Here is a 12,623-nt window from a genome sequence, read left to right on the forward strand (position 1 = left end):
CTTCGCTTCGGCGCTCTCCGCTGGCTCTTTGTCACAAACGAACAGCGCTCGTCCCCGAGAGATGGAAGACCATCACCCAACCCCAACCGTTCGTCACTTTGCTGCCTAGTCAATTGAACTTGGCTCCGTGCATGCATTACTGCTCTGTAGCAATTCAAAGCAGCCGTTGATGCATGCGGAGACAACCAACTGCCAGCACGCACTTCCCAGCGAACAGCAAAGATTGAGTGCCAGCTTCACGTCCGTGAGATTTATGTGCGCTCTACCGAAACTTGACATTCAGTCAGCAATCACCATCAAAGGAGACCACACACGATGCGACGCCACTTAATGAAGCTCGCGCTGTTAATGCTTGCCGCTTCACTCACCGTCGAGGTAATGGCGCAGGACAGTTCCTCAATGACCGGTGTGGTTACTGACTCAACCGGAGCCCTGATCACGGGCGTGGTTGTTACCCTTTCAAATCCTTCCATGGGAGTGACGTTTACGCAGAAGACAGACAGCCGGGGATCCTATCGCTTTGTAAGCGTGCCAGCAAATCCGGGTTACAAAGCAACATTCAGCCATGATGGATTCTCCATATCGCAGGTGTCGGACATCATGCTCGCTGTCGGAGTCACGCGAACCCAGAATGCCACCTTGGTGCCGGGCAATGTCGAAACGGTGGAGGTGTCGGCCGGAACAACTGAGGTGACGTTGGACACCTCGGACGCGTCGATCGGGAACAATATGGCCGTCGATCAGCTCAATCAATTGCCAATCTATGATCGCACCGCGGGAATCGCGACGTTGTTCACCCAGCAACCCGGTGTGGACTCGTTTCAGGGAGCGGTGACGGGCGCCCGAATCGATCAGACTGCGGTGACGCTCGACGGTATGGATGTGAATGATTTTGCCACCGGCCAGACATTCTTAATCGTCGCCAATGCGCCCGTCGATTCCGTGGAACAGTTCAGCGGTACGGTTGCCGGTTTGGTTCCTTCGATCGGGACTGGAAGTGGTGGGCAGTTTCAATTGGTGACGAGGGGCGGAAGCAACGCATTTCACGGCAACCTCAACGAATATCACCGCGACACGACCACCGAAGCGAACGATTGGTTCGATAACCTCAATGGGCTTCCAAGGTCTCCGCTGATCCGGAATCAATTCGGCGGCAGTATCGGTGGTCCGATCAAGCGCAACAAGATGTTCTTCTTTTTTGACTTCGCAGATTCGCGGATCATTCAGTCGTCTGCGGCCGAACCCATTGTTCCGCTCGATGCCTTTCGCAACGGAACCCTGAACTATATCAACAATGGAACCGGATGCGGCGACGCGAGCCGCCTGAACACGCAGCCGAGTTGCATCAACACCCTCAGCCCCGGACAACTTGCAGGATTGGATCCGGCGGGCACCGGCTTTAATTCCGACGTCATGTCCTACATCGACCAGCGATATCCCAAAGCCAACGACCTCACACAGGGCGATGGCGTCAACACTGGCGGCTATCGGTTCAAGGTGCCCACTCCTGATCTCCAAACCACCTATGTCGGCCGAATTGACTATAACCTGACTCCAACGCAGAGACTGTTTGGCCGTTTCACGATTACACGCAGAGACGCAATATCCGGTCTCCCGGAGTTTCCCTCCGATCCAGTTACCCACCCATTCACGGATAGAAGCTACGGCTACGTCGTGAGCCATGTTTGGACAATCGGACGAAACAAGGTAAACCAGTTCTACTACGGCGACACGGTCAGCAAATACAATTTCCCCGACCTTTACAATCCGACAGGAGCCAACCAGTATAGCTTCAGCGGATTCAATGGTCCGTTCACAAACTTCGACGGCCAGAAGCGCCGGATTCCAGTGCCCGTCGTCCGGGACGACTTCAACTGGCAACGAGGTACGCATAGCTTCACATTCGGCGGTACCTTCAAATTCGTCAAAACGAATTCAAACCTCGTCAGCAATTTCAATTTCGTCGCTGCCGGGCTGCAGGGCTCCGCGCTGAATGGCGGCCTGGATCCTTCGGTTCGTCCGTCGGATATCGCGACCGGCGGAGACAACAACGCCAACAGCGTTGCAATCAATGACTATGACACACTGTTTGCCTCGGCTCTTGGTGTGATTGGCGATATCGCCACCAATTACACCTACAACAACAAAGGACAGGCGCAACCGGCTGGTGCTGGCGGACCAAGGGCATACCGCTTTTTTGAGACAGAAGCCTATGCAGGCGACACCTGGAAGCTGACTCGCAACCTGACTCTCTCTTATGGCTTGCGCTATCAGCTCTATTCGGTGCCCTACGAAGTGCATGGAGACGAGTCGGTTTCCAGCCCCATCGAACTCAACACCTATATCAAGGACCGCCTCGCTCAGAGCACTTCCGGCGATACAAGCAATACTGGGCTTCCAATTTACAGTTACGTTCTTGGCGGAAAGGCCAACCACGGACCGAACCTTTATGGAATGTCTTACAAGGACTTTGCACCTCGTCTTGCTTTCGCGTACAGTCCCTTCAATTCCAGAAAGACGGTGGTCAACGGCGGAGCCGGCATTGTCTATGATCGAACGGTGATTAACGCGATCAACTTCCTGCAGGACCAGATTTCCTATCTATTCTTTAACCAGCAGGTGAATCAATTCGGCGCCAGCTCTGCGCGGGATTCCCTTGCCAGCGATCCCCGCCTTGGAAGCAATCTCGCTTATGCGGCAAGCCTCAATCCTCCTCCAGCACCGATCACGGCCCCATACACGCCTTACGTTGACAACATGGGAACTCCTTTTGGATTGGCCGCCGGTCAGACAAGCTTCGTCATCAGCCCGAAATTGAAAGATCCTTACTCAATCACCCTGAATGCAGGCATCCAGCAGGAGCTTCCAGGCAACCTGATCCTGAAGGCAAACTATGTTGGCAGGCTCGGGCGACGCCTCATCGCAGATGCAGATGCATCGCAGGTGATCGACGTTCCCGATTACACGGGAAATTCCACCCAGACCATGGGCGGCGCTTTCGCGGGACTGACAACGCAATTGCGGGCAGGTACTCCACTAACGCCGCAGCCCTGGTTTGAAGATGTTCTCGCGCCTGGAACTGGTGAGTCGATCGGACTCGGGAACAATACCAACCTGGTAGTGGCCATGATAGGCCAGTTGGGCAATCGGGGAGACATCACCGACAGCCTTGCCACGATAGCCGACTACAGCTATTTCCTCGGCTTTACCGGATTCCTTCCCACAAATATCGGGATACCTTCTCAGTTCGGCACGAATGCTTATCTCACAAACATGGGTTCGTCCAACTACCACGGCTTCCTCCTCACTTTGGACAAGAATCTGTCTGGTGGGTTGCGTGGAGAGATTAACTACACGTGGTCCCACTCGATTGATAACGCGTCAGAGAGCGCAAACGCCAACGCACTGTTCAGTAACACGGGATTTGTCTGCGATATTCTCAGGCCGCGTGCCTGCCGGGCTAGCTCCGACTTTGACGTCAGGCAGGAAATTACCTCACACCTTATCTATGATCTGCCCTTCGGACATGGTCGGACGTTCCTGGGAACGTCGCCGAGATGGGTCGATGAGGCAATCGGTGGATGGAGTTTCTCGGCTTTGCCGAGTTATCGTACGGGATTGACGGTGACTCCCTATTCAGACGCATTTCTCGCTTCATTTGACAATAAAGATCCTGCGATCTTCACAGGCAAGAAGTCTGACCTGAAAGTAAAAGTCAACACCGATCACACCACCAACACGGTTTATGGATTTGCGGGAGGAGCCTCAGGGGCGGCCAAAGTATTGTCAGAATTCAGAGGGCCAATCGGAATTGAATATGGGCAAAGAAACCTGGTACGCGGACCTGGAGCCTTCTTCCTTGATGCTGGAATTGCCAAGACATTTCCACTTGTTCGCGAGAAACTCGACCTGGAATTCCGTGCGGATGCCTTTAATCTCTTCAACCATCCGAATTTTGGACCACCAGCGCTGAGCATCGTAACCAACGCTTCCAACTTTGGTCAGATCACATCCAGCAACGCCAACCCGGCATCGTCGGCCGTAGCAGCAGACGACGCTCGGGTCGCGCAGTTTTCTCTTCGCCTGCAGTTCTGATCGAATCGTAGTCGTGTGGACTTCCCCTTTTAGCTGTGGATCGGGCTTTGCGCCTGGCCCGATCCACCACGACTGGTGTAATTGCAATCGGAGACGACTGGCTTGGATGGAAAGCATGATGAATTGGAATCATCATGTCGCCTTGGACCTCGGATGCAGCGTTCGCTCCTATTCCGGAATCGCTGGCAGAGCAGGGTCATCGTTGCAACTCTGGCGTGGGTGATTCGCGACTGACCGCATTCTTATCGGCCCGAAGATCACGCAGTCGCAAATATCTCACCGATGCGCGAGTGATAGCTGCGACTCATCGCAACCTTCTGGCCATTCTTGAGCTGAACAATAAAATCTCCGCGCGCCTCGGTGCGGACCTCTTTCACATATTGAAGATTTACGATTGCCGATCGGTGAACGCGCAAGAAAAGGGACGGATCGAGCCGCTTTTCCATCGACGTCATCGTCTCGCGCAGAAGATGTGTTTCTGCTCCAGCACAGATGCGCACATAGTTCTCCTCGGCGCCGATCCATCGAATTTCAGAAACGGGTAGGAATAGAATGCGACCGCGCGATTTGAAGACAATCCGGGAAGCAAAGGAATCCGCGCCGTTGTCGTGGCCCTGGTCACGATCCGCTGATTTTTGCTTGACTTGGAGTTGGCAACGGGCTCGGTCAACCGCCGAGCGCAGGCGCTCCGCCGTGAAAGGTTTAAGAAGATAGTCCACGGCATGGAGGTCAAACGCCTGCAATGCGTACCGATCATAAGCAGTCGTAAAGATAATCTGAGGCATTGCAATATCCACTGAGTCCGCCAGTGCATAGGCCAGGTCAATGCCGTTCATGCCCGGCATCTGGACGTCAAGGAAAAGCAATTGCGGAGCAGCAGCGCGCGCCAGTTCCATGACCTCCGATGCCGTAGAGCCCTCGCCTGCAATTTCAATGTCCGGCTCTTCGCTCAGGAACTGGCGCAGCTTTCGCCGCGCCAGGACTTCATCATCGGCAATCAGCGTCTGAATGACCATAACCGTAGCCTCTTCGTTCAGCCGTGGGATTTCTGTTCACCAGTTGCGCCAGGGGGAGTAGACCGTCTTCGCCTTGCTAGTCGCACGATGAGTGCCAGTCTCGAGTATCGTGCCGTCATTGTGGAATCAATAGTTTGGGATCGCAGCCGACGATCGAATGACGGGCGGACTGTTCGCTTCCGATGTCAATCGTTCGAATACGGACACTCGATTTGCCAATCCCAGCGGCCCGTAGCCTTACGCGATTCAGCCGGGTCTTCTCATCCGGAAAGGTTGACTACTCGGTGCGAAGCGCTTCCGTCGGGTCTAACTTGGAAGCGCGTCGCGTGGAATGCCTGCTGCTGCCACGGTCATCCCGATCAGTCCCACCATGGTCGAGGCAATCGCAATCGGATCGATCGCGCTCGTCTTGAAGAGCAGGCTATTGACGGTGCGGGCACCGCGGAAATGCGAGGATCAGGCCCCTGCAATTCCAATGGCGGCAAATCTGAATGCTCGGCTGATCGTCAGAAAGCAAGCACATGTGTTGAGCACTTCTCAATTTGTGACCAATTGCCGCGCGACGATGACGAATGGGTGTGAGACTGAGCTGTGATGGCGTGTAGCGACGACAGTGCCTCACCCGCAGCTCCGATTCTCCTGATAACGTGCTTCCATGCGCGGAGTCTATCCGCCATCAGAATTGCTCCCAGTCCGGCGCAGAGCGCAAATTCGAGCAATTCAGGCGGGTGAAAACATTATGAGACACATTCTCTCGAGTCGTCGCCAAATCGTTTTCCTGCTCACCCAGTTCGTAGTTGGATCCTTCATTCTTTGCCCTTCCCTCGGAGCCAGGTCGATGGAACCTGACATTCCGAAGATTCAAACTGAGGCGGAGCGAGGCTTAATCCAGGAACAGATTGAGCTTGCTGCAGCCTACTTCGTCGGTCACGGGGTGAATCAAGACGAAAAGCTCGCAGCGTACTGGTATGAAAAGGCTGCGAATTCCGGCGACCCCGCTGCGGAAAATCAGATCGGGTACTTTTATGAAGTTGGCATTGGTGTGCCCAAGGACCTCGCGCGCGCCGCACGTTGGTATGAGCGCGCTGCCGCCAGCGGATTCAGCAAGGCAAAAGTGAATCTTGGCGTCGTGTATCTTTTTGGACTAGGAGTGCGAAAAGACGAAATTCTTGCCGCACAGCTATTCAAAGAAGCTGTCAAAAAAGGCAATGGGCTGGGAGCCTGCTACCTGGGAGACATGTACTATCTCGGCGACGGCGTTCAAATTGACAAAGCCGAGGCTGAACATTGGTACGAGACTGGTGTGAAACTGCACGATTCGCATGCCAAATTTCGTCTGGGATTAATGCTCTCGACTGACCAATCCCACGCAAATGACTTCAAGAGAGCGGCAACTCTGCTGCGGGAATCCGCGGATGCAGGACTGATTCCTGCAAAGCATCAACTCGGGCTTTTGTTAGCGCAACACCCTCAACTGGCAAACTCACCGGACGAGGCAATTTCCGTCCTCAATGAAGCATCTCTGGCAGGCTCATGGAAATCCTCAGTGGTGCTTGGTGTGCTCGCGCGCGAGGGCAAGGGAATGCCCATCAACAGGGAAGAAGCCTACTTTCATTTCCGTGTTGCAGCTCTTCAGGGAGGAGAAACAGCCAACCGCATGGTTGCTAATGACCTGAACACCCTTACTGCAGTTTTGGGAGCAGAAAAAGTGAAAGAGGTCGATCAGGAAGCCTCAGCGTGGTATCGGAACCATCATCTCTCTTTGGATCTCGTCTTTAAGGCTGGAGAAAGCTGGAAAGACTTTCCGGGGTATGCACTCCAGTCTCCCGAGAGCAACGCTCACGCCGGCCGGCTCCTCGCCAACCCTCAGACCCAGGGACAGTCTTGAGAATCCCGCATCCCAGCCAGTGAAAGCCGAGGTACCCAAACAGCCATCATGCGGGGGAACGAAAGCCGGCAAGATCCACTTTTCATGAATCCGGTAATCTTCATAGGCACGGCGGTGTGCCTTGGCTTTCTGTTTGCGTTGCAGGAGTGGGTGTTTTCCAGGCGCATGGGCTCTCACTGGGGAGCCATCATTTTCTTTGAGGTATGGGGACTTCATTTCTTCTTGTGGGGAACAATTTGCTGGCTGTTGTGGCGCCTTTTCAGGGATTCGGTTCAAAAGGCAAGCGTCGCAATGATGCTTCTCTTCTTTCTTCCCCTCAGCGTCGTCGTTAGCGTGGTTGAGGAAATGCTTTTTGTTTTGTCATTTCCGGGCATTCCGATCAACTATTCGCACTTGACCTATTGGCACCGCCTCACGCTTTTTCTTGATGAGGAACTCGTCTATAACATGGTCATTTTCTGGTGCGCATTCTTCTTGTTTCGTGGAATGGGTTACTACGAAAGATATCGCGAAAATGAGCGCACCGCGGCGCAGCTGGAGATTCAGTTGGCCAACGCCCAGATATCCGCTCTTCGTATGCAGTTGAATCCCCATTTTCTGTTCAACACAATGAACAGCATCTCCAGCCTCATGCGAGTGGATGTCGATGCCGCGGATGCGATGTTGGAACAACTCAGTAGTCTTTTGCGTATCACGCTTGAGCGCGGGGATGCACAGCTGATCACCCTGCGGGACGAAATCGATTTCATTGAGACCTATATGGCTATGCAGGAACGTCGATATGCGGGGCGGGTGGAACAGGTGCTCAAAATCGATCCTGGATTGTATGACGCATTGGTTCCTTCCATGATCTTGCAGCCAATCGTGGAGAATGCGTACATTCATGGCCTTTCAAAAATCACGAAGGGTGGGCTGAGAGTCGACGTCGAGCGTGATGGTGAGAGAAGCCAGATCAGCGTGATCAATAGTGGTATCGGACTGGGGAAGGACAAGATGCCGAGTTCAGACGGCTTCGCAGTTGGATTGTCGAACATCCAAAATCGACTGAAACTTCACTACGGAGACAAAGCTTCATTCTCGATCACCGAACTCGATTTCACGCGCGTTCAGGTCATGGTTCGCCTCCCAATCGAGCTCTCACGTTATCCCTGAGGTAGGTTGCGCAATGATCCATGCAGTCGTGGCAGACGACGAAGTGCTGGCGCGCCAGAAGATGCACCAGCTTCTTCGAGAAGAACAGGACATCGAAATAGTCGGCGAGTGCGCCTCGGCCGCTGAGGTCATTCAGCTCGTAGGTATAACGAGGCCTGAACTCCTGTTTCTCGATATTTGCATGCCCGATATGGACGGATTCGACGTGATTGGTGCCTTATCTGCCCGTCAACCCAGTCCATTGCCGCACATCGTCTTCACGACAGCGGCCGATCAATACGCAGTACGCGCCTTTGAGATTCATGCAGTGGATTATCTCCTCAAGCCGTTCACGCAGGAGAGGCTGCGGTCGGCAGTGCAGCGAGTGCGGCAGCGAATTCACTCCAGCGTCGCGATATCCGCTGAGCTTACTTCCGAGTCGACGCGAGAACCGTATGCCTCTCGCATTGTCTTTAAATCGCGAGGCCGCATTCTCTTTCTGTCCGTCGCTGACATCCGCTGGATTGCCGCGGAAGAGAATTACGTCCGCATTTGTACAGTCGGGGAATCTCACTTGTTACGGGAAACAATGGCCAGCCTGGAGTCCAGACTGAATCCCCAGATATTTCTGCGCGTACACCGCTCTGCGATTGTCAATCTGCAGTATGTACGAGAGGTAAAAAACGATGCGGATGGCGACGCCACCGTAATCTTGACCAACGGCGAGAAGATCGCCATGAGCCGAAGCTACCGGTCGAGCGTTCAACGTCTTCTTCATCGGTAGCAATTCCACTTTTTTGAATTAATCTGAAGTTTATCTCCTCGATTTCCAGAAAAACTCTGGCGTCTGACTTAGCGTGGCTGCGATTCGTCCTCTTTCTGATGCAGTCCATCCCAACTTATGTAAAGACGTAAGCATCGGACGGATTGTTCTTAACTCTGGAAGTTGAGTGCGCCAGCTAGCTCCGCGTGACCTTCGCAAGTCTACATCCTGTCCCTGTTATCGACCACGCCGAGCTCCTGACGGGTGCAACCGTCACATAAGTCCGTCCCATCAACGCATTGGATGGAGACATGCACACCTCTGTAACAGGTGGTCTCTCATCATGAGTACATACGTCTTGCAGCAGCAGATAAAACCACTGAGAATTCCCGCTGGCGGTGGTCGAATTCCTGCGGGCGGGTGGCAACTCGCCGTCTCGTCAATCGCGAATGCAGATCGCAGCCGCATTCTTCAAGCCTTGACAGTCCCGGAATATATGGAAGCATGGCTGTGTTTGCCAGGCGACACGATGCCTTCGGTATCTGCTTCGCGCACCGCGAACGGCTATCGAATCCAGCGATATGGCCCCCACGGAGAGGTTGACATTTCCGGTTCCTACCAGACGTTTCGACGGACCAAGCTAATTTTTACCTGGCAAAGCAATGCCCGTGAAGGCGGGCCTGAGAGCCTGGTGCTCATTCGCCTTTATGGTGAATTCGCTCGGACTCGATTGTGCCTTCGTCACATTGGCCTCGCATCTGCGGAGGAGCGCGCCTGGCATCTTGAAATGTGGCAACGGTCGTTGGACAGGTTGAGCGCCTTATTCGGACAGGATCGGTAAGCGGAAATGAGCCAGTGACGCGCTGGAATGAGGAGCGTTTGATCGTCTCGATCTTTCGCTCATTCTGCAACCCGTTTCTTTTTATTCGAGCGCGTAAAGATTGCCGTCGGTACTGCCTACGTACACAACCGTCCCGGATACTACGGGAGACGAGAGGATCATGCCAACACTATGTAGCTTCGTTGTGCCAGAGAGAATGTCGTCATAAAAGCTGGAGCGCATAGCCACCCGGTAGTCGGGGTTCCCGTCGGCCTTTGAAAATGTCGCGAGGTTCTGGCGCGAGCCTTCCGTCTCGAACACCCAAACCGGCTTCCTCGAGGCGAGATCGATGGCGACCAGTTTGCCGTCCTGCCCGCCGAGGTACAGCAGGCCGCCGGCGATACTGGGTGAACTAAAGATCGCCCATTTGAACGCCAGAACATCGATGGGTGCGCCACTCTGCGCGTCGAGCACATGCAGCAGAGCTGAATCCGAAGTAGCGAAGTACACCTTTCCCGCTTGTACCACCGGCGATGCAACGACCCATGATCCCTTGTTTGAAAAGGTCCATCGTGTTTTACCGGTTTCGGCATCCAGCGCATAGAAGTTCGAATCCCGGCAACCAAAGTAGACAACGCCGTCAGCTACTGTGGCCGAAGACTGTATGCCAACCTGGTTATGAATGTCGTGATCTTCTCCGGTCTTGAAGCGCCAGATCTCCTTGCCTGTCGCCGCATCGAGCGAATAGAAGTAGCTATCCCAGCTCCCCACGAAAAGTTTTCCGTCGACAATGGCGGGCGAAGCGTGAACTACATCCCCGGTCTGGAATTTCCACTTGAGCACGCCCGTAGCTGCATCCAGCGCATAAATATTCCCATCGCCGCTCCCAAAATAAACACTGCCGCCCCAGATGGCGGGGGAGGAAAGATATACGTCGAAGGGGTCCGGCATGGTTTCGCCCACCGGCATCGAGCCGTGCAGATGGGTCGCCGCAAAGCGCCGCTCGCCTGCGTTCTTGAACTTCCAGCGGACCTTTCCATCTGCCGCTTCAAGAGCGTAGAAATTCCCGTCGTAGCTATTGAAATACACCAGGCCGCTGGCCACGGCGGGCGATGAAGGAATGCGGGACCCGCTAGTGAAGCTCCATTTCTTTGTGCCGGTCGCCTGATCGACCGCGTAGAAATTGCCGTCATTACTGCCGAAGAAAACGGTTCCGTCGACGATGGCTGGGGATGAGACGACTTCCCCCTGAGTGCGAAAAGTCCACTTCGCACCTTTAAGCCTGGGCACTCCGGTCGCCGCATAGATGCCTGAGTGAGTAAGATCGCCCCGGAACATCGGAGTGTCCTGGCAGAGAGCGACCGTGGATGCAAGGTGAACAAGAAGGAGAACGCGAAGGATCCTTTGCACGTGCAAGTTGGGTTTCATAGGTTGAGCCCCAGTGTAGAGGCGATCTTGCAGGTGCGCGAGGCAATTGGGACAACCTGAAGACATTCAGTGACCAGCAGCGCCCGGGGCGCGAAGCGGACTGCCAGCGGAGGCAGCCGGTACTCTTGGCCCGGTAGTGCCCCACGCTCTCAACCCTCAAGTTGCTCCATCGATGCCTTGGCGTGCTTAGCGGGTCTCTTCCACTTTCACAACAAAATAAGTAACCGATTCACCGTCGGCCACCAGCGTCTGATGGGGCATGCCGGCGGGGATGTGCACGACGTCGCCGGCCTTCAGTTCCTGCCGTGTGCCGCCTTCGACGGACTTGCCGCGGATTTCGCCGGGGCCTGTTGTCTTCTCATCAACAAGACTGCCACCCGTCACGACCGTCGCATGGCCGTCAAGGATGAAGAAGACGTCCGCGAAATTCTGATGCAGCTCGCCGCCCCCGCTGTGTTGGCGATAGGCCAGCATCGTGTAGTGGTGCGGATATTTCTCGAGCGTCTCGCTGGCGGAGCCGTCGCCCTTCGCAGCGAGTTCCTTGAGGTGCTTCGCCCGTTCCAGTAATTCTGGCGTGGACCAGTGATCGGATTTCATCGTTTGTGCGTAAACCCCCATTCCACCCAGCATAAGTGCGGAAAGCAAGAACCTGCTCACTGCTTTTTGCATCGTATGTCTCCTCGTGCGGCCCGGCACACACAAATCTATCCGACGGAGATGGATCCGTCGATAGAATCGTTCCTCTGAGCGGGACACGACCATCGTTCACGATTTCAACCCGGCCAACTGCCTGGCGCGCATGAATACATCCAGGAACATCGGCCGGGTCAGCTTACCGGTGTTCGTGTTCTGTAGGGAAGGGTGATAGCTGGCGATGACGGTCAATCCGCTGGGCAGCGTGTACTCGGCTCCATGTGAGAATGTGTAATCACCGCGAACAAGTTTTGCGCCGTTGCGCTGTTCGTAAGCAAGGAGCCCATCGAATGCGATTCGGCCCAGGCAGACTACGATACGCAGATTCTTGAGCAGCGCCATCTCGTCATCCATCCATGAGGAACAACTGCGCAATTCGTCCGGCGTTGGTTTGTTGCCTGGCGGAGCGCAGCGGACAACCGACGTGATCCAAAGGTTCGTGAGCTTCATACCATCGTCGCGCGAACTTGCCTGCGGGAGGGAGGCAAAGCCGGCTTCGTGGAGGATCGGATAGAGGAAATCTCCCGATCCATCTCCCGTGAAGGGCCGGCCAGTGCGGTTGGAGCCGTGCGCGCCGGGTGCAAGTCCGAGGGCAAGCACCCGCGCCTTGGGATCGCCGAATGAAGGGACCGGACGCCCCCAGTACTCCCAATCCGCATAAGCGCGCCGCCGCACACGCGCCACTTCAGCACAATGTGTTCGAAGGCGCGAACAGCGTTCGCAGGCTACGACTCGGGCATTCAAAGCGTCAAGTGAAAGTGGGGCAGCAAGCATGGCAGACTCTAGGTT

9 protein-coding genes are annotated in these 12,623 nt (G+C 54.9%); 5 read left to right on the top strand and 4 right to left on the bottom strand.

Features of this window, described 5'->3' with window-relative positions; all coding sequences use genetic code 11:
* Positions 1-315 precede the first annotated feature (315 nt).
* Complete coding sequence (locus tag VK574_RS00725) at positions 316-4,095, top strand: carboxypeptidase-like regulatory domain-containing protein (protein WP_472797856.1); 3,780 nt, start codon at positions 316-318, stop codon at positions 4,093-4,095.
* A gap of 257 nt (positions 4,096-4,352) precedes the next feature.
* On the opposite strand, the gene VK574_RS00730 is transcribed toward VK574_RS00725, so the two are convergent.
* Entirely contained in the window at positions 4,353-5,111 is a 759-nt protein-coding gene (locus VK574_RS00730; protein ID WP_472797857.1) for a LytR/AlgR family response regulator transcription factor, read from the bottom strand.
* Between the two features lie 838 nt (positions 5,112-5,949).
* Between VK574_RS00730 and VK574_RS00735 the strand changes: the two genes are divergently transcribed.
* From VK574_RS00735 to VK574_RS00750, 4 genes are all read left to right on the top strand, one after another.
* Positions 5,950-6,999 carry a tetratricopeptide repeat protein gene (locus VK574_RS00735; protein ID WP_472797858.1) on the top strand — a complete coding sequence of 350 codons (1,050 nt, stop codon included), beginning with the start codon at positions 5,950-5,952 and terminating at the stop codon, positions 6,997-6,999.
* Positions 7,000-7,083: 84 nt separating this feature from the next.
* Entirely contained in the window at positions 7,084-8,151 is a 1,068-nt protein-coding gene (locus VK574_RS00740) for a sensor histidine kinase (RefSeq protein ID WP_472797859.1), read from the top strand.
* A 13-nt stretch (positions 8,152-8,164) separates the two neighbouring features.
* Complete coding sequence (locus VK574_RS00745; RefSeq protein WP_472797860.1) at positions 8,165-8,914, top strand: LytR/AlgR family response regulator transcription factor; 750 nt, start codon at positions 8,165-8,167, stop codon at positions 8,912-8,914.
* A gap of 322 nt (positions 8,915-9,236) precedes the next feature.
* Complete coding sequence (locus VK574_RS00750) at positions 9,237-9,734, top strand: SRPBCC domain-containing protein (RefSeq protein ID WP_472797861.1); 498 nt, start codon at positions 9,237-9,239, stop codon at positions 9,732-9,734.
* A gap of 81 nt (positions 9,735-9,815) precedes the next feature.
* On the opposite strand, the gene VK574_RS00755 is transcribed toward VK574_RS00750, so the two are convergent.
* The 3 genes from VK574_RS00755 to VK574_RS00765 all read right to left on the bottom strand — a co-directional run bounded on the left by VK574_RS00755 (position 9,816) and on the right by VK574_RS00765 (position 12,509).
* On the bottom strand, positions 9,816-11,141 hold the full coding sequence (locus VK574_RS00755; protein ID WP_472797862.1) for an outer membrane protein assembly factor BamB family protein: 1,326 nt from the start codon (positions 11,139-11,141) through the stop codon (positions 9,816-9,818).
* A gap of 186 nt (positions 11,142-11,327) precedes the next feature.
* Entirely contained in the window at positions 11,328-11,810 is a 483-nt protein-coding gene (locus VK574_RS00760; RefSeq protein WP_472797863.1) for a cupin domain-containing protein, read from the bottom strand.
* 96 nt (positions 11,811-11,906) lie between these two features.
* A complete protein-coding gene (locus VK574_RS00765; protein ID WP_472797864.1) occupies positions 11,907-12,509 on the bottom strand; it encodes a uracil-DNA glycosylase in 603 nt (200 codons plus the stop codon).
* Positions 12,510-12,623 lie beyond the last annotated feature (114 nt).

The organism is Occallatibacter sp. (genome assembly GCF_035317045.1).
In the GTDB taxonomy this organism is placed as follows: domain Bacteria; phylum Acidobacteriota; class Terriglobia; order Terriglobales; family Acidobacteriaceae; genus Telmatobacter.

What these genes read in the sequence shown, in the direction of transcription:
- VK574_RS00725 (WP_472797856.1), top strand. Translation starts at nt 316, where the DNA reads ATGCGACGCCACTTAATGAAGCTCGCGCTGTTAATGCTTGCCGCTTCA.
- VK574_RS00730 (WP_472797857.1), bottom strand. Translation starts at nt 5,111, where the DNA reads ATGGTCATTCAGACGCTGATTGCCGATGATGAAGTCCTGGCGCGGCGA.
- VK574_RS00735 (WP_472797858.1), top strand. Translation starts at nt 5,950, where the DNA reads ATGGAACCTGACATTCCGAAGATTCAAACTGAGGCGGAGCGAGGCTTA.
- VK574_RS00740 (WP_472797859.1), top strand. Translation starts at nt 7,084, where the DNA reads ATGAATCCGGTAATCTTCATAGGCACGGCGGTGTGCCTTGGCTTTCTG.
- VK574_RS00745 (WP_472797860.1), top strand. Translation starts at nt 8,165, where the DNA reads ATGATCCATGCAGTCGTGGCAGACGACGAAGTGCTGGCGCGCCAGAAG.
- VK574_RS00750 (WP_472797861.1), top strand. Translation starts at nt 9,237, where the DNA reads ATGAGTACATACGTCTTGCAGCAGCAGATAAAACCACTGAGAATTCCC.
- VK574_RS00755 (WP_472797862.1), bottom strand. Translation starts at nt 11,141, where the DNA reads ATGAAACCCAACTTGCACGTGCAAAGGATCCTTCGCGTTCTCCTTCTT.
- VK574_RS00760 (WP_472797863.1), bottom strand. Translation starts at nt 11,810, where the DNA reads ATGCAAAAAGCAGTGAGCAGGTTCTTGCTTTCCGCACTTATGCTGGGT.